At 68.3% G+C, this 19,035-nt stretch carries 17 protein-coding genes; 7 read left to right on the top strand and 10 right to left on the bottom strand.

The window, feature by feature from the left end:
• Nucleotides 1–3 precede the first annotated feature (3 nt).
• Entirely contained in the window at nucleotides 4–837 is an 834-nt protein-coding gene (locus QZ647_RS04275) for a S1/P1 nuclease (protein WP_291270980.1), read from the top strand.
• 46 nt (nucleotides 838–883) lie between these two features.
• Here the strand turns inward: QZ647_RS04275 and QZ647_RS04270 are convergent, their stop codons facing one another.
• The 4 genes from QZ647_RS04270 to QZ647_RS04255 are packed head-to-tail and all read right to left on the bottom strand — an operon-like array spanning nucleotide 884 to nucleotide 6,039.
• Complete coding sequence (locus QZ647_RS04270) at nucleotides 884–1,345, bottom strand: hypothetical protein (protein ID WP_291270979.1); 462 nt, start codon at nucleotides 1,343–1,345, stop codon at nucleotides 884–886.
• The gene (locus QZ647_RS04265; RefSeq protein ID WP_291270978.1) at nucleotides 1,345–3,228 is read right to left on the bottom strand and encodes a tetratricopeptide repeat protein; all 1,884 of its coding nucleotides are present in this window, start codon (nucleotides 3,226–3,228) and stop codon (nucleotides 1,345–1,347) included. Before QZ647_RS04265 ends, QZ647_RS04270 begins: the two co-directional genes overlap by 1 nt.
• Complete coding sequence (locus QZ647_RS04260) at nucleotides 3,221–4,285, bottom strand: 3-dehydroquinate synthase family protein (protein ID WP_291270977.1); 1,065 nt, start codon at nucleotides 4,283–4,285, stop codon at nucleotides 3,221–3,223. Before QZ647_RS04260 ends, QZ647_RS04265 begins: the two co-directional genes overlap by 8 nt.
• Complete coding sequence (locus QZ647_RS04255; RefSeq protein WP_291270976.1) at nucleotides 4,282–6,039, bottom strand: M28 family peptidase; 1,758 nt, start codon at nucleotides 6,037–6,039, stop codon at nucleotides 4,282–4,284. Before QZ647_RS04255 ends, QZ647_RS04260 begins: the two co-directional genes overlap by 4 nt.
• 91 nt (nucleotides 6,040–6,130) lie before the next feature.
• On the opposite strand from QZ647_RS04255, the gene QZ647_RS04250 reads away from it, so the two are divergent.
• From QZ647_RS04250 to QZ647_RS04235, 4 genes are read left to right on the top strand one after another with little or no spacing between them, the layout of a single operon-like run.
• Nucleotides 6,131–7,918, top strand: a complete 1,788-nt coding sequence (locus QZ647_RS04250) for an ABC transporter ATP-binding protein (RefSeq protein WP_291270975.1) — start codon at nucleotides 6,131–6,133, stop codon at nucleotides 7,916–7,918.
• A gap of 33 nt (nucleotides 7,919–7,951) precedes the next feature.
• Nucleotides 7,952–9,100: a shikimate kinase gene (locus tag QZ647_RS04245; protein WP_291270974.1), complete on the top strand. Its 1,149-nt coding sequence runs from the start codon at nucleotides 7,952–7,954 to the stop codon at nucleotides 9,098–9,100.
• A gap of 19 nt (nucleotides 9,101–9,119) precedes the next feature.
• Entirely contained in the window at nucleotides 9,120–9,860 is a 741-nt protein-coding gene (locus QZ647_RS04240) for a metallophosphoesterase family protein (RefSeq protein WP_291270973.1), read from the top strand.
• 13 nt (nucleotides 9,861–9,873) lie between these two features.
• Nucleotides 9,874–10,572 (top strand): PilZ domain-containing protein, encoded by a 699-nt coding sequence (locus QZ647_RS04235; protein WP_291270972.1) that lies wholly within the window; start codon nucleotides 9,874–9,876, stop codon nucleotides 10,570–10,572.
• A 5-nt stretch (nucleotides 10,573–10,577) separates the two neighbouring features.
• Here QZ647_RS04235 and QZ647_RS04230 read toward each other — a convergent pair whose 3' ends face one another.
• Genes QZ647_RS04230 through QZ647_RS04205 form a run of 6 tightly spaced genes read right to left on the bottom strand, consistent with a single transcriptional unit; the run spans nucleotide 10,578 to nucleotide 16,268 of the window.
• A complete protein-coding gene (locus QZ647_RS04230; RefSeq protein ID WP_291270971.1) occupies nucleotides 10,578–12,086 on the bottom strand; it encodes an MFS transporter in 1,509 nt (502 codons plus the stop codon).
• Between the two features lie 41 nt (nucleotides 12,087–12,127).
• A complete protein-coding gene (locus QZ647_RS04225) occupies nucleotides 12,128–12,415 on the bottom strand; it encodes a hypothetical protein (protein ID WP_291270970.1) in 288 nt (95 codons plus the stop codon).
• Complete coding sequence (locus tag QZ647_RS04220; RefSeq protein ID WP_291270969.1) at nucleotides 12,416–12,670, bottom strand: MoaD/ThiS family protein; 255 nt, start codon at nucleotides 12,668–12,670, stop codon at nucleotides 12,416–12,418.
• On the bottom strand, nucleotides 12,667–13,911 hold the full coding sequence (locus QZ647_RS04215) for an FAD-dependent oxidoreductase (protein ID WP_291270968.1): 1,245 nt from the start codon (nucleotides 13,909–13,911) through the stop codon (nucleotides 12,667–12,669). Before QZ647_RS04215 ends, QZ647_RS04220 begins: the two co-directional genes overlap by 4 nt.
• A 17-nt stretch (nucleotides 13,912–13,928) precedes the next feature.
• Nucleotides 13,929–15,779, bottom strand: a complete 1,851-nt coding sequence (locus QZ647_RS04210) for an aldehyde ferredoxin oxidoreductase family protein (protein ID WP_291270967.1) — start codon at nucleotides 15,777–15,779, stop codon at nucleotides 13,929–13,931.
• A 12-nt stretch (nucleotides 15,780–15,791) separates the two neighbouring features.
• Nucleotides 15,792–16,268: a 4Fe-4S dicluster domain-containing protein gene (locus QZ647_RS04205; RefSeq protein ID WP_291270966.1), complete on the bottom strand. Its 477-nt coding sequence runs from the start codon at nucleotides 16,266–16,268 to the stop codon at nucleotides 15,792–15,794.
• 271 nt (nucleotides 16,269–16,539) lie between these two features.
• Between QZ647_RS04205 and QZ647_RS04200 the strand changes: the two genes are divergently transcribed.
• Nucleotides 16,540–17,430 carry a polysaccharide deacetylase family protein gene (locus QZ647_RS04200; protein WP_291270965.1) on the top strand — a complete coding sequence of 297 codons (891 nt, stop codon included), beginning with the start codon at nucleotides 16,540–16,542 and terminating at the stop codon, nucleotides 17,428–17,430.
• 58 nt (nucleotides 17,431–17,488) lie between these two features.
• Entirely contained in the window at nucleotides 17,489–18,502 is a 1,014-nt protein-coding gene (locus QZ647_RS04195) for an alpha/beta fold hydrolase (RefSeq protein WP_291270964.1), read from the top strand.
• Nucleotides 18,503–19,035: the final 533 nt, after the last annotated feature.

Raw genomic sequence — 19,035 nt, 5'->3', positions numbered from 1 at the left:
GGAATGAAGCGCCTGCTGCTTCCGCTGCTGCTTGCGGCCACGCTGCCCCTGTCCGCCTGGGGCGACAAGGGCCATCGGATCGCCAGCGCCCTGGCGTTGAAGGGCCTGCCTCCGGACCCGCGCGCCTGGTTCGCGGGCCGCGAAGGCGAGGTGGAGGACCATGCCTCGGATCCCGACCACTGGCGCCAGGATCGCAAGGAGGGCCCCCGGCACTTCCTGGACATGGAGCCGTATGGCGGGCCTGACCACCTCCCGCGCACCCTCGAGGAGGCCCGCGAGAGGCTCGGGGGCGACTTCCACCGGCTGGGCGTGGTGCCCTGGATCATCCAGGACCGCTGGCACGACCTGGTCGAGGCCTTCCGTTCCGGCGATCCGGCCCGGGTGGCCCTCGCCACCTCGATTCTGGGCCACTACATCGCGGATTCGCATGTGCCCCTGCACACCACCCTGAACCACGATGGCCAGGCCACGAACCAGCGGGGCATCCACAGCCGCTGGGAGACCGGGTTGGTGGAGCGGTTCCTCCAGCCGGGGGACCTGGAAGCCCTGCCGGCGGAGGCGGATCCAGCTTTCCTGACCCGCCCCTGGGACTGGCTCCAGGCGTCTCACGCGCTTCTGCCGCAGCTGCTGGAGGACGACCGCAGCGCCGACCGCACCACGCCCCTGGGAGATCGCGGCAAGCTCCGCACCCAGGCCTATTGGCTGATCTTCGGAGCCAAGCAGGGCCCGGTGGCGAAGCGGCAGCTCCAGCTGGCCGGAAAACACCTCGGCGACGCCGTGCTCAACGCCTGGATCGCCGCCGGCAGGCCCGCTCCCCCGGCCAAGCCGGTTCCCTGAGATCGCCGCGCACGCGACGATCTCAGCGGGAACGGGAAACGGAAGGCTACTTCCCCTCGTCCCACCGCTTCCGGTCGAGCCACACCTGCTCGTCCCGTCCCCGGAGGTCCTTGCCCCGCCAGTGGAGCTTCAGCGGACCCTGGGCATCCTTCTTCTGCACGGACACCCCGGTTCCTTCGCCGGTGCGGAGCAGGCGCAGCAGGGCCTCGACGCTGACCACCTGGGGGAGGAAGGGCAGCGGCAACGCGGCGAGAGAGGCGGCCTTCTGATCGAGCTTCTGCCGCGGCACCTGGAGGTGGTACCCGGCGGCCCGGTCGCCCTCCAGCAGCAGCAGCCGTTCGCCCAGCCCGTGCAGCTCGGCCACGAGGCGGCCCGAGCCCGGCTCCATGAGCAGGCTGAGGGTGCCTGTGCCTTCGCCGTCGGCACCCGAATACCCCCATCCGTACTGGGCGCGGATGGGTGCCGCCGGGGCCGGGGCGGTCTGGGCGGGGGGGACCTGGAGCGGCATCAAGGCTGGTCCTCCCCGTCGTCGTCGGGCACGGGATCAGGCACGGGATCGGCGCCCGACACCGGAGGTGGCGTCTCCTGAACCTTCTTGGCCTGCTCCTTGGCCATGCGGATGCGGAGCTCGCCCAGGCGCTTCTCCAGGGCGCTCCGGTCCGGGAAGACGAAGGCCAGGGCGCGCTCCCACTGCTCGGCGGCTTCGGCCAGCTTCCCCTGCTTCACCAGGACTTCGCCAAGGTGCTTGCGGACCTCGGGGCTGAACGGGCTCACCTCCGCTGCGCGGCGGAGGGTGGCTTCGGCCTCGTCGAGGCGGCCCAGCTTGAACTGGGCCCAGCCCAGGCTGTCCACCACATTGCCATTGTCCGGCGTGGCCTTGGCGCTGGCCTCGATGAGGGTCGCGGCCTCCTCCAGGTTCAGCTCCCGCTCCAGGAGGAGGTAGCCGAGGTTGTTCTGCACCAGGGGATTGGTCGGGTCCATCTTCTGGGCCTCGCGCAGCACCCGCAGCGAATCGTCGGGACGGCCCACCTGCTCGTAGGCGCTGCTCTGCATGATCAGGATGTCCGCGCCCCGCACGGGCCCCAGGGTCCGGGCCTTCTCGAGGCACTCGAGGCACTTGTCCCAGCGCCGGAATTCCGACCAGATGGCCGCCATGCCCTCGAGGTGGAGCTGCTCGAGGGCCGCGCGGGCCTCCTTGCGGGCGAAGAACCGGTACTCCAGGTACTTGGGTGGAAGCTCAGAGGCCTGCTGGAAGAAGGGAACCTTGGGAAATTTCTCGATACCCTCCTGCAGGGCGGCCAGGGCGCTCTTCCAGTCGTTGCCGCTGATGTGGGCCTGGCAGGTGAAGACCTGGAGTTCGCCTGCGACCCGGGTTCGGGCCGGGTGGTGGCGCAGGAAATCCAGCAGCTCGCGCCCCTTGCCCTGGAGCAGGAGCGCCTCGGCGTAGAGGGCCTGAGCCCCGTCGGCGATGCGCGCCTCCTCGATGTCCTGGTCCACCAGCTTCCGGAGCCGCGCTTCAGCCGCCGGGAACTGCCCCAGGTTCATCTGGGCCAGCGCGGTGTTGAAGGAAAGACGGGGCGTGGGTTTCAGGGCCTCCGCGCGGGCCAGGGTCTCCAGGGCCTCCTCGAAGCGGGAGGTCTGCAGCCTCACCAGGGCCACATTCTCCCAAAGCCCGGGCTCCTGGGGCAGGTGCCGGGCCAGGAGCAGGAAGCTCTCCTCGGCGTGCGCCAGATACCCGGCCTGGATCTGCTCCCGGGCCAGCTCCTCCAGCATGCGGAGGTGGCGATCCTCGGGGCTCCGGGCGTTCAGGGCCAGCACCGATTCCCGCCGCCCCTCGTAGTTCTGCTGGGCCCGGGCCTGGATGGCCGCATGTTCCCAGGCCGGCATGAAGCTCGGGCGGATGCGGCCCAGGCGGAGCCAGGCACGCAGGGCCCCTTCGCCATCCTTCACCTGCTCGGAGGCCTCCCCCAGGCGGGCCCAGAGCTCGGGATCCTGGGGCAGCAGGATCGTCGCCGCCCGCAGCTCCTTCACGGCTTCCGGCCACCGCGCCGCATCCTTCTGGGCGAGTTGGTAGAGCAGCAGGCCCAGGTGGGCCCGGGCCTCGGCATTGCCTGGCGCCAATTCCACGGCCCGGCGGGCCGAGGCCAGCGCGGCCGCTGGATCCTGGGCTTCCTGGAGGGCCTCGGACAACCGCAGGTGGGCCTCCGCGCTGCCCGGCACCAGGGCCACCACGCGCTTGTAGAGCGCCGCCGCCGCCGCGGGGTCCTCGCCCCCACCCCGCAGCTGGAGGGCACGGGCCTGGAGCATCAGCGCACGCGCATCGTCCGGAGGCGCGGCGTAGAGGGAAGCCGCAAGGAGGGCCCCGAGAAGGGAGAGTCGGACATCAGGCACGGTGGGCCTCGTGGTCGAGCAGGTCGATGAGACGGGCATGGGGGACTTCCCAGACGCGGGGCGCCAGCGCGCGCTGGATGGCGGATTCGCCGGGGCGCGGCAGGATGCAGTGGACTTCCGTGGCGGGCGCCTCCTCGGTGTGGCCGGACGCGCGCTTGGCCTTCTTGTCGCGGTGCAGCAGCGGCAGGCAGGCGGGCCAGGGGGCGATGAGGGTCGCCAAGGGCGTCAGGCGCCGAACCAGGAGGTCGAGAAGGTCTGGAGGGAAGGGCTTCAGGCCCTGCTCCTCCGCCAACAGGCAGGCGCCCAGCAGACCCAACCCCACCGCCTCGCCGTGGAGCAGCCGGTAGCCCGAGGCGGCCTCGAGGGCATGGCCGAGGGTGTGGCCCAGGTTCAGCAGACGCCGCTCGCCCGCCTCGCGGGGATCGCGGTGCACCACCCCGGCCTTGTAGGCGAGGGCCCGCTCCACCCAGGCGAACCGGACCGGTCCGTCCTGGAGCATCTCCATCGCCCAGGCCATCTCGCCCTGGATCAGGGCGGTCTTGATCAGCTCCCAGCGGCCGTTCTCGAGGTGGCGCGCGGGGAGGTCCTTCAGGAATCCCGTGCAGGCCACGAGGCGCTTGGGGGGGTGGAAGGCCCCCACCAGATTCTTGCCCGCGGCCAGATCGGCGCCGGTCTTGCCGCCCAGGGAGGCATCCGCCATGGCCAGGAGGGTCGTGGGCCAGACCTGCCAGGCCACGCCGCGCAGGTAGAGCGCCGCGCCCAGTCCCACCAGGTCCGAGACCACACCGCCGCCCAGGGCCACCACCGTGGCATCCCGGTGGAGAGGCACCCGGGCCCAGTGCTCCAGCCAGGGAATCACGGTGCGCAGCTTCTTCTCCTCTTCGGGCACCGTCACCCACAGGGCATCGCCCGGCTCGGGCATGCCCGCGCCCGTCCAGGCCTCCCGCAGGCGCATGTCACCCACCAGGGTCCAGTGGCCATCCGGCAACAGGCCCTTGTCCGGGGCCTCCAGCAGGAAGACCTCCGTGGCGAAGCCGGAGGGCGTGGCAAGCCTCATGGGCGACCCCGCAGAGTGTCTTCCGCCTGCATGGTCTGCTCGCCGCGCAGCCATTGGATCAGGGCCTTGTCCCCAGGCTTGTGGGCACCCAGGGCGGCCATGAAGTCGTAGATGCTCTTGATGGGCCGTTCGCCGAACTTCGTGAGGATATCGCCGGCTTGGAGGCCGAGCGCCTCGGCGGTGGAGCCCTTGGAGACGCCGTTGATGCGGAAGCCCTTCGGGTTGTCCGAGTAGTCCGGGATGGTGCCGAAGGCGATGCGCATGGGGCCGCCGTCGCCCTTCATGGGCAGCTTGGCGGTCTCCGGATCGAAGGCGGGCAGCGTGTCGGCGTTGGCCAGATCCAGTACCACCGCCCGCCCGAAGGGCGCGAGCTTCGCCATGCCCTCGAAGTTGATGCGGTCCGCCGTGTCCGTGGGCCGGTGGTACTCGCCGTGGATGCCGGTGAAGAAGAAGAAGGTGGGGATCTTCGCCTGCGAGAAGCTCATGTGGTCCGAGCCGCCCACGCTGGCGCCCACATCGGCGCTGATGGCGAAGCCCTCGGGGGCGAACCTCTTGGCTGCCTCCACGGCGGATTTCGGGGCGCCCAGGCCACCCATCATCAGCTTGGGCGCCTTGGGATCCAGGCGGCCCACCATGTCGAAGTTGAGCATGAACTTCACGGATTCCAGGGGGTGGGTCGGGTGCTGCACCCAGTAGCTCGAGCCCAGCAGGCCCTCCTCCTCGCCCCCGAAATGCATGAGCAGGATGGAGCGCCGGGGCCGGGCCTTCTTCAGTTCCCGCGCCAATTCCACCACCATCGCCGACCCCGAGGCATTGTCGTCGGCGCCGGGATGCACCTGGCCGCGGGCCTCGGCGCCGCCCATGCTGTGCCGCTCGCCCAGGCCGAGGTGGTCGAGGTGCGCACCGAGGACGATGTATTCCTTCCGGAGCTTGGGATCCCGGCCGGGGATCACCGCCACCACATTGGGCACCTGGGCTTCTTCGCGGCGGAGCTTCAGCTTCAGCGTGAGGGCGGTCCAGGGGGCATAGATGAAGTCCTGGCTGGCGGGCTTGCCCGTCGCCTTGATGGTCTTGAACCGGGCCTGGAGATCCCCGCAGGCCGCACCGAGCGCCTCCGGAGAGAGGCCCAGGACCGGGATGTCGAACTTCACGGGCCCCTCTTCCCGTTGCAGGGGCCGGAGTCCCCCCTCTTCCAGCACGAGGACCGCGGCCACCTGAGCCGTCTCCAGTCGCTTGAGGCGGGCCAGCAGGCTCCGCTCGCCCCGGGGCAGGTGGGCGAAGGCATCCAGATCCGGCACGGCCCGGGCGATCACCGCCACACGGCCCTTCAGTTCGATGCCCGCCAGGTCGTCATACCCGCCGGGAATCTGCACGCCGTAGCCCAGGAAGGCCAGGGGCTTGTTCCGGAAATCCGCGTCCCCGCTGAAGCCCAGGGCCTCGAGGTCGCGGCCCCACACCAGGGGTCGACCTTCATCACCGTGAAGCAGCACGGCCTCCTGCTGCTCACGCACCACCTTGGCGATGAAGGGGAACCGCTGGATCTGCGCTTTCAGCCCCAGAGCCTTCCATTCCCGCGCGATGCGGCCGGCGGCCTGCTCCAGCTCGGGGTAGCCGTTGCCGCGGCCCTTGAGGGCGGGCGAGGCCAGGTAGCCCACATCGCGACGCAGCCGGGCGGCCACGGCCGTCTCGGAGCCGGAGGGCGGCACCGGCGCCACGAGGGCCGCGGCGAGGAAGGTCAAAGTCCAGGGGCCCATGGCATCTCCGGGGATCCCCCTACTTTACCGGCGCTCCGGAGATCCGTCCCGGTTCCCGCAGGATTTGGGCCGCCTGTGGGAGAATGGCCCCATGTCCGAACAGGGAGCTTTCTTCCAATCCGACCGGGTCGACCAGCGCCCCATGCGCCATGCCCTGCTGTGGCGGCTCGCCGGCTACCTCCGTCCCCAGTGGGCGGCGCTTCTGGCCCTCCTGATCCTGATGGCCCTCGGCGCCTTCCTCGAGGTGCTGCCCTCGGAACTCACCCTGCGCCTCATCAACCGCTTCATGGGCCAGGGCAGCCTGAAGGGTGCCGCGCCCATGGTGGCGGGCTTCTTCGGCGTGCTCATCGCGGGCTTCCTCGTCAGCTTCGCCCGCTACTTCCTCCTGGCCAAGGTCGGCCAGAAGGCCATGCTCGACCTCCGCGTCCAGCTCTTCGCGCACCTCATGGGCCGCAGTACGGAGTTCTTCCACCGGAATCCCGTGGGCCGTCTCATGACCCGCGTCACCAGCGATGTCCAGAACCTGAATGAAATGTTCGCCTCGGGCTTCGTGGCCATCGTGGGGGATGCGCTCTCCCTGCTGGCCATCGTGGCCTGGATGTTCTGGACCCACCCCGGCATGGCCCTGGTGGCGCTGGGCATCCTGCCCTTCCTGCTGGTGGCGACGGAGGTCTTCCGCCGCCGGGCGGGCGAGGCCTTCCGCGAAACCCAGCGGCGCTACGCCGCCATCAACGCCTTCCTCCAGGAGCAGATCTCGGGCATGGGCCTCGTGCAGGTCAACGCCCAGGAAGCGCACAGCCGCCAGCAGTTCCGCGACCTCAACGAGGACTACTTCCAGGCCTTCCTGCGCACGATCTTCGCCTACGCCGTGTTCTTTCCCGTCGTCGAGTTCATCACCTCCGGCACCTTGGCGGCGCTCATCTTCTACGCGGGCTTCAAGCTCCAGGCCGGGGCCATCACCTGGGGCCTGCTGCTGGCCTTCATCCAGCAGTCCAGCCGCTTCTTCCGGCCCATCCGTGAACTGGCGGAACGGTACAATGTGATGCAGACCGCCCTGGCTTCCAGCGAACGCATCTTCCGGCTGTTGGACAACCGCGAGGAGATCCCCGAAGCGCCGGGGGCCAAGCCCGCCGTCTTCGCCGGGGAGATCCGGTTCGACGAGGTGACCTTCGCCTACGAGGAAGGCGGCCGGAAGGTCGTGCGCGGCCTCAGCGGCCTCATCCCCAAGGGCAAGCGCATCGCCGTGGTGGGCCACACCGGGGCCGGCAAGAGCACCCTCATCAACCTGCTGATGCGCTTCTACGATGTGCACGAGGGCCGGATCACCGTGGATGGCGTGGATGTGCGGGAGCTCAAGATCCGCAGCCTGCGCGACCTCTTCGGCCTGGTGCTCCAGGATGTCTTCGTCTTCTCCGGCACCCTGCGCGACAACATCGTGCTGGATCGGCCCATGGACGAGGCCCGCCTGACCTCTGTCCTGGAGCAGAGCCAGCTCAAGGACCTGGTGGGCCGCCTGCCCCAGGGCCTGGACACCCAGGTGGGCGAGCGTGGGCAGAAGCTCAGCGCCGGGGAGCGGCAGCTGCTGGCCTTCGCCCGCATGCTCTACCTGGAGCCCGCCGTCCTGCTGCTGGACGAGGCCACCGCCAACATCGATTCCGAGACCGAGGCCAAGATCCAGACCGTCATTGAGCGCGTGAGCCACCGCCTCACCACCTTCACCATCGCCCACCGCCTGTCCACCATCCGCGACGCCGATGAGATCTGGGTCATGGATCAGGGTGCCCTCGTCGAGCGCGGCACCCACGACGACCTCATCAGCCAGGATGGCGTCTACGCCAAGTTGGTGCGGCTGCAGTTCGCGGACGGCGAAGCGGCCTAGCTGGCGGGTTTGGAGCCTGTAGACTGGATCTCCATGCTCTCCTTGCCGCCCCTCTATCCGATCACCGACGCCACGCGCAGCGAATCGCTGTCCGCGCAGATCCGACGGCTGGGCGAGGCCGGCTTCCCGTTGGTGCAGTTCCGGGGCAAACCGCTCGAGGCGAAGGAGCAATGGATCGAATTGCACGCCACCCTGACGGAAGCCGCGGCGAATGGCGGCTGGCCCATGGTCTGCGTGAACGATCGGGCGGACTTGGCCATGCTGGCGGCTCGGGAGGATCTGGCGCCCTGGGGTCTGCACCTGGGCCAGGGCGACCTGCCTGCCGCCGAAGCCAGGCGGCTGCCCGGCCTGGCTGGAGCCCATCTGGGCGCCTCCACCCATGAGGCCGGTGAATGGAAAGCCGTGGATGCCGCCTGCGACCACGCCGGAGTGGGACCCTTCCGCGGCACGCGCACCAAGGCCGGCCACGCCGCGCCCATCGGGCTGGAGGGACTGCGGGCCGGCTGTGCCGCGCTGCGGGCCCAGGGCCTCGCGCCCGTGGCCATCGGAGGCCTGACGCTCGCGGATGCCGCCACCTGCTTCGAGGCCGGGGCCGAGTCCCTGGCCATGGTGGGCGAAGTCCACCGAACAGACGACCCCGCGGCCCTGGGCTGGGAGATCCAGCGGCAGCGCTGGCGGGTGCGCCCGCCGTTTCGGTGCGGCCAGGGCCTCGCGATCATCGGCGGCAGCGGGGCCGGCAAAACCACCCTGGGTCGCGAGTTGGCTGAGCGCCTGGCCCTGCCCTTCCACGACCTGGACGAGGCCATCGAGGCCCGCGAGGGGCGCCCGGTGGCCGAGATCTTCTCCGCCGACGGCGAGCCCGCCTTCAGGGCGCTGGAGTCGGCCCTGCTCCCGGGCCTGCTGGCCGTGCAGGCCGTGGTGGCCCTGGGGGGCGGGGCCTGGGAATCCCCCGCCAACCGGGCGGCGGTGCAGGCCGCCGGCTTCGCCCCCCTCTGGCTGGCGGAAGCGCCCGCCCGGGCCTGGGCACGAGCCGGCCAGGACCCCAACCGCCCCCTGGCCCAGGACCGGGCCGCCTTCATGGCCCGGTGGGCCGCCCGGATGCCCGCCTGGTCGCTGGCGCCGATGGCCCTCGCCTTTGGTCACAGTTCCCGGGAGCTGGCCTCGGCCTTGCTAGACTGGTGAAACTCCCCCGAGCCTCCCCTTGGATCTGATCCTGTCCGATCTGCACTCGAACCTGCATGCCCTCCGGGCCGTGCTGCGGTTCGCGCGGCGGCGGGCCATCCACCGTTTCGTCCTGCTGGGCGACCTGGTGGGCTATGGCGCCCACCCCAACCAGCTGCTGGACAAGGTGCGGGAGCTGCGGCCCCGCTTCATGGTGCGAGGCAACCACGACAAGGTCTGCGCGGGCCTGGAGCCCGATTCCAGCTTCAGTCTGCCCGCCCGGCAGGCCGCGGACTGGACCCGGGAGAAGCTGCGGCAGGACAACTGGCGCTTTCTGGTGGACCTGCCAGTGGGTCCCCTCTGGGTGGGCGAGGACTACCAGATCGCCCATGGATCGCCCGTGGATGAAGATGCCTATCTTCTCCACATGCGCGAAATCAGCCAGGCTTTCGATGCCTTCGAGGGCCAGCTCTGCTTCTTCGGCCACACCCACCTGCCCGGCTGCTTCGAACTGGACGAGGTCCAGGGCCGCCTGAACTGGATCAGCCCCGAGCCCGGGGAATGGTTCGAGCTGCAGGCGCATTGCCGGTACCTGGTGAACCCGGGCTCCGTGGGCCAGCCCCGGGACCGCGATCCCCGCGTGTCCTTCATGACCTTCGACCCCAAGCGCCGCCGTCTGCGCCTGCACCGCCTCGACTACGATGTGAAGGGCGCAGCCAAGGCCATCCTGGCCGCGGGGCTGCACCGCAACCTGGCAGACCGGCTGGGCCAAGGCATTTGAAAGGCAGGATCCCATGGGACACGCATCCTCTCTGTCCGCTCCCGTGCTCGAGCAGTTCCTCATCCAGGCCCGCCTCACCAAGGCCGTGGGGAGCCTGAGGCTCCAGGGCGTCAACTCCCGCCTGCTGGGGGATCTGCACATCCACGGCTTCCGCCCGGGGTCGGTCCTGGAACTGTCCGGGCTCCACCCCCGCGACTCGGTGCCCCCGGAGGGCACGGCCGTGGCCCTCACGATCCTCCTGGGCGACGAAGTGCTCACCCTCGAATCCCTCCTCCTCCCGCCCCTGCTCGATGAGGCCGGCAACACCCTCCTTCGCCTGGACTGGCCGCACGAATCGGCGCATCTCCACCACCGGCGGAACCTGCGGGTGGCCGCGCCCGACCAGTCGCCTCTCAAGGTGAAGGTGGCCCATGGCGGGCGCCAGTACGAAGCCCTGCTGGTGAACCTCACGGAGACCGGCGTGGGGCTCGCCCTGGAGGAGCCCCTGATGGTGGACCTCCACGATGCCGTCGAGATCGATGCGGAGCTGCCGGATGGCACCCTCCTGCACTGCCCCGGCGAGGTGCTGCACCTCATCTACCTCGAAGGCCAGCCACACCCCACCCGCCTGGGCCTCGTCCTGAAGCCCCGGCCCGATACGGACCTCGAGGCCATCCATCGCTTCATCCAGGCCCGGCGCACCGACCGCTCGCAGAGTTTCCGGAAGGGCTGAAGGGTTCAGGGCTTCCGGAGGCTCACCGCGGTACCGCTGGCGCCGAGGATCAGCATGATCACGGCCTGGACCATCGTCTTGTAGGAGATCTCCGCGCCGCCGAAGACCGCGGACCGCAAGAACAGCAGGCCCAGGACGAGCAGCAGGGCATAGATCCCCAGCATCACCTTCCGGGCCTTGGCGTTCGTCTCCGGCGTGTCCTCGGCGAAGATCCGGTCATAGAAGATCAGGCCGATGGCCGCCAGCACATTGAGGGCGACGAAGAGGAGCCAGAAGGTCCGCGCGGCTGCCGCGGCGCCGGGCTGCCCCACCAGGGGCTTGAGCATGGAGCCGTAGAGCATGCCGCCCAGGCTCGATCCGATGAGGCTGCCGATCACGCCGTAGAGGAAGGCGTAACCCATGTAGACGGCCTTCTTGTCCGCCGGGGCCACCAGGCCCACATAGCTGTAGTACTTCGGGTGGGCGGTCATCTCCCCGATGGAGAACACCGAGATGCCGAGGATGAAGACCCAGGCATTGGTGGAGGCCGCGAGGCACAGGAAGCCCACAGTCCCGATCACGATTCCCGCCACCATGGTCGGCAGCGGCCGGGTCTTCTTGACGATCCGGCTGACGAGCACCTGCAGCAGGATGATGGTCCCGCCATTGACCACCGTGACATGCTCCGCGTCGAACTTCAGGGGGATGCCCATCGACGCGAAGAACGCATTCACGGGCGTGGCATCCACGAAGTCGCGGAGGTACCACAGCACGGATCCGAAGTTCTGGAAGTAGAGGATCCAGAAGCCGGAATAGACGACGATCATCAGCATGAAGCGCGCGTCGCCCAGCACCATGGCCGCACCGTGGGCCACTTCCCGGAGGCTCTTGGTGTTCTCAGGCTTGGGCGGATCCTTGAAGAGGAAGATCGTCGGCAGCAGCATGGCGGCGCAGTAGACCGCGGAGGCGATGAAGACATAGCGCCAGGAGAAGCCCTTCAACACGCTGACGATGAGCGGCGCAAGGAATGCGCCGATGTTGATCATCCAGTAGTAGATACCGAAGCCGAACCCGGAGTTTTCCTCTGTGGTGCTCCGGGCCAGGGTCCCCGAGATGATGGGCTTGAACAGGCCGGCGCCCGTGGCCATCACCAGGAGCGCCGCGAACACGGCCCCGTAGGAGGTGACATTCCCGGCGATGAAGTAGCCCGCCGCCAGGATCGAGAAGGCGAAGAGCAACATGCGCCGGTAGCCGTAGCGGTCAGCCAGGGCGCCCCCCGCGATGGGGATGACATAGGTGAAGGCGTAGATCAGGCTCTGGAGGAAGCCGACCGATTGCTCGGTGAAGCCCAGGCCTCCGGCCGCCACCTGGTTGGTGAGGTAGACGGCGAGCACCGAGTTGAGACCGTAATAGGCCGCGCGCTCAAAGAGCTCCATGACATTCGCCAGCCAGAAGACGGGCGGGAAGGAGCGGAGGACACCGGCAGGTCGTTGAGTCTTCATCCGGCGAGTATACGGGACGAGCAGGTCCCACATCACCTCCGGAGATGCCCCTCCCGCAGGGCCAGCTCGCGGGTTCAGCCTCCGCCCCTCTGGAATCCGCGATGAAACCGGGCCAGGAAGGCCTCCGCCTCGTCCTCCAGGTAGCCCTCCAGCTGGATCTCCACGCGGTGGCGCGGCAGGGCCAGGCTGCCCAGTCGCCGCTCCGCCAGGGGAGTGACCTGGATCCGCCAGCGGCGGCGCCCTTCGGCGCCGCAGAAGGTGTCGCCCTCCTCCCGCATCGGGGCGGCGCCGACCGCTCCCGGCAGCAGCCGGCGGAACGCCTCGCGGTCAATGCTCATGTCCAGGCTGAGGCGGATCCCCATCTACCCGCCCGCCACGGGCGGCCAGATGGCCAGGACCTCTCCCTCCTTGAGCACGCGGGCGGCCCGCTCCACCGTGGCCACCCAGACGCCATCCACCAGTACGATGGCGCACTGATCGGCCGGAATGCCCTGGCGCCGGATCAGATCCAGCACCGTGGTGCCCGGCTCGACCTCGAGGTCGAGCCGGTGCCGGGATCTCACCTCGGCGGGAAGGTGGCGGGCCAGAGAGGCGAACAGCTTGAGCGTGATCTTCATGCCACGCGATGGGCCGCCGCCAGGTAGGCCTGCATGATCTGCGTGGGGTCCCGCATCAGGCGCCGCTTCCAGATGCCCAGCCGCACCCGCCCCTCGATGAGCCCCCGGAAGGCGCCCACATGATCGGCGAAACCCACACAGTTCGCACCGACCAGCCGGTCCCCGTCGAACTGCAGGTTCAGGTAGCGGTAGCGGGCCTCATCCAGGACTTCGGTCGACTCACCGCCCGGCACCCCCTGCCATTCCCCGAAGGAGGAGGACACCAGCCCGAGGGTGGTGAGCACATTGAAGACGAAGCTGCCCCGGAACTGGGCGGGCTTCCCGGCCATGTTCAGCGCCGCGATGCGCCCCTGCTCCACCGCATTGGGCTGAATGGCGTTGAGCTGGCGCTTGCCGGTAAGGCAATCCGTGGCCTCGGCCACATCCCCCGCCGCGTAGATGCCGGGGATGCTGCTCTGCATCGCGGCATCCACCCGGATGCCGTGGCCCATGTCCAGGCCGCTGCCCGTCAGGAAATCGAGGTTGGGATCCACCCCCACGACGCTGAGGTAGAGATCCGCCGGCAGCTGGCGGCCATCGGCAAGATCCACCTGGAGGGCCCCGCCCTCGCTGCGGATGCCTCGGGGCTGGGTGTGGGTGAGGATCCGCACGCCTTTGGCCTCGCACCAGGAGCGGATCATGCCGCTGGCCGTGGGATTCATCATGCGGCGGACCATGTAGCCGCTGCGCACCAGGATGGTGAGATCCACCCCCCGGGAGAGCAGGCCCTCCATGATGATGCAGCCCACAAAGCCCGCGCCCATCTGGACGATGCGGGTGCCGGGCCGGGCCTTGGCCAGGATGGTCCGGGCGTCTTCGAGGGTCCAGCAGCTGTGGACGCCGGGCAGGTCCATGCCGGGGATGGTCTCCAGGCTGGGGCGGGACCCGGTGGCGATGAGCAGGCGGTCGAAGGGCAGGCTGCGCCCGCCGCCCAGGTCCACGGTGCGGCGGACGGCGTCGATGGCCTGCGCACGGGCCTGGAACAGCTGGATGCGCAGGCGGTCGTAGTGGTCGGCGTCCTTGCGGAGGTGGGTCCCCGCTTCGGTGATTTCGCCCTTCAACAGGTAGGGGATGGCCATGCGGGAGTAGGGCGGCTCCCCCTCGCCGCAGAGCAGGGTGATCTCCGCGGCGGGGTCGGCTTTGCGCAGGGTCTCCGCCGCGACCACGCCGGCGGGCCCGCTTCCGATGATCAAGTGCTTCATGGGAAACCCACGCTCGTTCATACGCCGAGACGCGACCGCGTCTCGGCGGTGGGAACGCCTTCCGGCGTCCAACCGCGCAATTGGTAGTATTCCGGCAGCATGACATCGAGCTTGGACACGGCGCCCTTCTGCGGACCGGTCTGGGCGGGCTCCTTCATCAGCCGCGGCGGGAGGTTGTCGTCCTTGGCGGTGAAGCCGGCCGCAAGGTTGAACTCCCGCTCCAGGTTCCAGATGCGCTCGCCCACCAGCAGCAGCCGCTCCTCGGACCAATCGCCTTCGCAGGCGGCCTGGATCTGCGGCTGGATGTCCTGGAGGCCCCAGGCGAAGGTGGTGAAGAGGCAGATTCCCGCGGAATCCACCACGGCGGTGAGGTCCTGGAAGGCCTTCAGCATGGCGGGCTTCCCCTCCGTGGCCTGGGGCTCCATCTTCACGGGGATGCCAAGGACCTCGGGGGACACCATGTAGCCGCGCAGGTGGCAGGCACCGCGGTTGTTGGTGGCATAGGCCAGGCCCATGCCCTGGAGGGCGCGCCCATCATAAGCTGGGAACTCCTGGCTCTTGACGGTCATCGACAGCTCGGGATGGCCGTACTTCGTGCAGAGCCGCTTGGAACCCAGGCCCATGACCTTGCCGAAGCCCTCGCCCTTGGCGGTCAGCTCCGCGAGCTTGACCATGCCCTCGGTGGAGCCGAAGGGCAGCTTGAAGCCGACCTCCTGCTCCGTGAGGACGCCCATCTCGTAGAGCTCCATGGCCGCGCCCACCGTGGCGCCGAAGGTGATCGGATCGAACCCGTCCTCGTTGCAGAGGAAGTTGGCGTAGGTGAGGGCCTCCAGATCATTCACGCCGTTGGCGGCGCCCAGGGCCCAGGCCGCCTCGTATTCCACGCCACCGGAGGCACCGTGGTACTGGGGCTTGTCCTTGACGCTGAAGTGGCCGGGGTCCATGCGCGAGATGCGGCCGCAGGCGATGGTGCAGCCGAAGCAGGCGCCGTTGGTGACGAGGTTCGCCTTGCCATCCGTGGCCCGTTTCTCATGCATGGCCTCACCGCCGATGGCCATGGCCCCCTCGAACTGCACCTCGCGGTGGTTGCGCGTGGGCAGCGCCCCCAGCTCGTTGATGACATTCATGAGCACCTGGGTGCCGTAGGTGGGGAGCCCCTGCCCCGTCACGCCGTTGGCGGCCAGCACCTTCTTCCCGGCCTCCGTCGCGGCGAAGAATGCGTCCGGGTCGGCCAAGTGGTAGGCATCGGTCCGTGTGCCGCGCACGGCCACGGCCTTGAGGTTCTTCGAGCCCATGACGGCGCCCACGCCGGACCGGCCGGCGGCCCGGTGGAGGTCGTTCACGATGGCCGCGTAGAGCACACGGTTCTCGCCCGCCCGGCCGATGGAGGCCACGCGGATCTGGGGATCCTGGTGGTGCGCCTTGATGAGCTCTTCGGTCTCCCAGACGGTCTTGCCCCAGAGGTGGGCAGCGTCCACCAGTTCGGCCTTGCCGTCGGTGATGAGGAGGTAGACGGGCTTCGGGGAAGCACCTTCGAAGATCACCATGTCCCAGCCCGCGAACTTCAGCTCGGCACCGAAGTACCCGCCGGAGTTGGAGCAGGCGATGGCCCCCGTGAGCGGCCCCTTGGTGACCACGGAATAGCGCCCGCCCGTGGCGGCCATGGTGCCCGTGAGCGGCCCCGTCACGAAGATGAGCTTGTTCTTGGGGGAGAAGGGATCGACCTTCGGATCGATCTCAGATACGAGATATTTGGTGGCGAGGCCCCGCTGGCCCAGGTAGTCCTGGGCCCACTGCAGGTTCAGCGGCTCCGTGGTGCAGGTGCCGGCCTCGAGGTTCACGCGAAGGAGATTCTTGGTCCATGCCATGGCAGTCGCTCCTCACACCGTCGCCGGGTTGGTGTCGGTCTTGCCGGCCCACTGGCGCATCTTCCCGAGCCCCGTCCAGTCGGCATCCACATAGGTGATGGCGCCCGTCGGGCAAGCCCTGGCACAGGCCGGTTCCCCCCCGCAGAGGTCGCACTTCTGGACCTTGCCGGTCTGGGCCACATAGTTGATGGTGCCGAAGGGACAGGCGATCGTGCACACCTTGCAGCCCACGCAGGTGGGCTCCAGCACGATCTTGGCGCCGGTGACGGTATCGAGGCGGATGGCGTCCACGGGACAGGCCGTCATGCACCAGGCCTCATCACACTGGGTGCAGGTGTAGGGCACGAAGCGGCCTTCGTGGTGGAAGCTGAAGACCTTGATGCGGGACTTGGCGACCGTGAAGCTCCGGTAGTTCTCCCAGGCGCAGGCCATTTCGCACTGGAGACAGCCCGTGCACTTGTTCGGATCGAGATGGAGGGACTTCTGCATGGCAAAACCTCCTGGAGATGGCATCTGACGGAATGAGACCGCGACGATCATAGATCCGATCACGAGGGCCTGATCTTCTTTTTCTGAGGTCTTTCGTCGGATCTCTCAAAGTCAATCAGCACGGCCCTTGGCCCGACATGAGCACAGGAGTCTCTGTCTCATATTTGATCCTCTGACGCAGGCCGGAGGTAGCCTCCGGGGCTCCGTCGCCTTGTGGCGAGTTCCATTCGCGGGTGGAATGGAACCTTCACGAGCTGTTCAAGGAACCCGCATGAAAGCCATTTCCCTCCGCGTGGATGTCGACACCCTGGAAGGCTCGATCACGGGCATTCCCACCCTGCTGCGCCTGCTGGACAAGCACCAGATGCGCGCCAGCTTCTATTTCAGCTTCGGGCCGGACAACAGCGGCAAGGCCATCCGGCGGATCTTCCGCAAGGGGTTCCTGGCCAAGATGCGCCGCACCAACGCCACGAAGCTCTACGGCTTCAAGACCATGATGTACGGCGTGCTCATTCCCGCGCCCATCATCTGGAAACGGGCCGCCGCCGAGATGCGGGCCGCGAAGGCCGCCGGCCATGAGGTCGGCATCCACGCCTGGGACCATGTGCAGTACCACGACCTGCTGGACCGGAAGTCGCGCCGCTGGCTGGCCGACTGGTACTCGAATGCCCACGAAGCCTACGGCACCGTCTTCGGCGAAAAACCCCTGGGTGCCGTGAGCCCCGCCTGGCGCTGCAACGACACCACGCTGGAGCTGCAGGAGGCCTATGGCCTGGCCTACGCCGGCGACTGCCGCGGCGCCGCGCCGTTCTATCCCATCGTGAAGGGCCGGACCCTCCAGACCCTCCAGATCCCCACCACCCTGCCCACCCTGGACGAGCTCCTGGGCCTGGATGGACGCACGCCGGACCAGGTGAACCGCGAAGTCTGGGACTTGGTGCGGGAGGACGCCCTGAATGTCTACGCCCTGCACACCGAGGTGGAAGGCGGGGCCCTCTTCGAGACCTTCGATGCGTTCCTGGGCGGATTGCGGGAGCGCGGCGTCCAGGCCCGCACCCACGCCGACTGGCTGCCCGAGCTGAAGGCCGCGAACCCGCCCGCCAAGGCCGTCACCCGCCGCGAGATCCCGGGCCGGGCCGGCTGGGTGAGCTGGGAGGGCTGACCCTCGCAAGACGATGGCCGTTGCAGTACCCTCGGGGCAATCCTTCCCTGAGGTGGCCATGCGCCTTCCGATTCCGTTCCTGCTCTGCACCCTCGCCCTTCCGCCCCTGGCGGCCCAGGCCCCCGAGGAAGGGCGCCTCAAGCGGGTGGAAAGCCGGGTGAACGGCCTCCACTGGGAGCTGGACGCCGTGCGGAAGGCCGCGGACGACCAGCTCTGGTTCCTGCGCCTGTCCGATGTGGCCGTGGTGGACAAGGTCACCTACACGGGCCCGCCGAACCCCAAGGGGGAGGAGACCTACGGCATCAAGAACGAACGGCACCCCCTGAAGATCCAGCAGTATGTGTTCATCCCCCGCAAGGCCGAGGCGGGTCGGAAGCTGCCCCTCATCGTCCTGCCCCATGGCGGCGTCCACGGTGATTTCGGAACCTACCACGCCCACATCGTCCGGGAGATGGTGGAGCGCGGCTACATCGTGATCGCGCCGGACTACCGCGGTTCCACGGGCTACGGCAAGGGTTTCTACGAGGCCATCGATTACGGTGGCCTGGAAATCGACGATGTGGTGGCCGGGCGCGACTGGGCCGTGGAACACCTGCCCGTGGACCCGAAGCGCTGCGCCATCGTGGGTTGGAGCCACGGCGGCCTCATCGCCCTCATGGCAGTCTTCGATCACCCCGAGAAGTTCGCCGCCTCCTATGCCGGCGTGCCCGTGTCCGACCTCATCACGCGCCTGGGCTACCTCGGACAGGACTATGTGGCCGAGTTCTCCGCCAAGTACCACATCGGCAAGGAGCCCAAGGATGCCGTGGAGGAATACCGGCGCCGCAGTCCCGTGTGGAGCGTCCAGAAGCTCCGAACACCCCTGCTGGTCCACACGAACACCAACGACCGGGATGTGAATGTGGTGGAGGTCGAGCAGCTCATCAATGCCCTCAAGGCCGCCGGCAAGCGCTTCGACTACAAGATCTACCAGGACGCCCCTGGAGGCCACAGCTTCAACCGCATCGACACCACCGTGGCCAAGGATTCCCGCAGGGAGATCTATGCCTTCCTGGAAAAGCACCTGAAGTAGGCCGCATCGCCTATCGGGGGAAAGAAGAAGCCCGGCTTTGCCGGGCTTCTTCCTGGACACTGAAGGATTTTGGTTTCCCGCACACAAGAGTCGGGAACCGGTCACAGGATGTGACCGGTTCCTGGGTGTTGGCGGTTTGCCCTATAAACACTGATTCAACGCCTTTTGTTCGTCCACGGCTTCCAAATCGTGGGAAACAAGAGGCCCCTGGGGAAGGATCAACGCAAGCGTGCGACCTCGGGGCCGGCCGGACCGAATTACATCTAGCACTCCCGGAGTCCAAAAGTAGCTCTGAGGTGTCGGACGGGTTGACCTTTTGTAGACCAGCCCACTCAGTAGGGCTGGGCACACAAGAATTATTGAGATTTAACGAGTGAATCGAAGAATCAGCTCCTTCAGGATTGTCCGAAGCTGTGCGGCTGATTGGGCCTCCAGATGTCGATCAATGATTTCGGTGAGGGAAGGACTCGGAGCCTTCGTTGCTCCGTTTGTCTCCAGGAGCTTCATGCAACTGATGAGAACATCCCCAGGCG

Origin of the sequence: Geothrix sp., assembly GCF_020622065.1 — a bacterium.
In the GTDB taxonomy this organism is placed as follows: domain Bacteria; phylum Acidobacteriota; class Holophagae; order Holophagales; family Holophagaceae; genus Geothrix.
Note: the sequence above shows the minus strand (reverse complement) of the source record. Positions and strands in the feature narration are given on the sequence as shown.

Coding starts and splice junctions, on each gene's coding strand:
- QZ647_RS04275 (WP_291270980.1), top strand. CDS start 4: ATGAAGCGCCTGCTGCTTCCGCTGCTGCTTGCGGCCACGCTGCCCCTG.
- QZ647_RS04270 (WP_291270979.1), bottom strand. CDS start 1,345: ATGCCGCTCCAGGTCCCCCCCGCCCAGACCGCCCCGGCCCCGGCGGCA.
- QZ647_RS04260 (WP_291270977.1), bottom strand. CDS start 4,285: ATGAGGCTTGCCACGCCCTCCGGCTTCGCCACGGAGGTCTTCCTGCTG.
- QZ647_RS04255 (WP_291270976.1), bottom strand. CDS start 6,039: ATGGGCCCCTGGACTTTGACCTTCCTCGCCGCGGCCCTCGTGGCGCCG.
- QZ647_RS04250 (WP_291270975.1), top strand. CDS start 6,131: ATGTCCGAACAGGGAGCTTTCTTCCAATCCGACCGGGTCGACCAGCGC.
- QZ647_RS04245 (WP_291270974.1), top strand. CDS start 7,952: ATGCTCTCCTTGCCGCCCCTCTATCCGATCACCGACGCCACGCGCAGC.
- QZ647_RS04235 (WP_291270972.1), top strand. CDS start 9,874: ATGGGACACGCATCCTCTCTGTCCGCTCCCGTGCTCGAGCAGTTCCTC.
- QZ647_RS04230 (WP_291270971.1), bottom strand. CDS start 12,086: ATGTGGGACCTGCTCGTCCCGTATACTCGCCGGATGAAGACTCAACGA.
- QZ647_RS04225 (WP_291270970.1), bottom strand. CDS start 12,415: ATGGGGATCCGCCTCAGCCTGGACATGAGCATTGACCGCGAGGCGTTC.
- QZ647_RS04220 (WP_291270969.1), bottom strand. CDS start 12,670: ATGAAGATCACGCTCAAGCTGTTCGCCTCTCTGGCCCGCCACCTTCCC.
- QZ647_RS04215 (WP_291270968.1), bottom strand. CDS start 13,911: ATGAAGCACTTGATCATCGGAAGCGGGCCCGCCGGCGTGGTCGCGGCG.
- QZ647_RS04210 (WP_291270967.1), bottom strand. CDS start 15,779: ATGGCATGGACCAAGAATCTCCTTCGCGTGAACCTCGAGGCCGGCACC.
- QZ647_RS04205 (WP_291270966.1), bottom strand. CDS start 16,268: ATGCAGAAGTCCCTCCATCTCGATCCGAACAAGTGCACGGGCTGTCTC.
- QZ647_RS04200 (WP_291270965.1), top strand. CDS start 16,540: ATGAAAGCCATTTCCCTCCGCGTGGATGTCGACACCCTGGAAGGCTCG.
- QZ647_RS04195 (WP_291270964.1), top strand. CDS start 17,489: ATGCGCCTTCCGATTCCGTTCCTGCTCTGCACCCTCGCCCTTCCGCCC.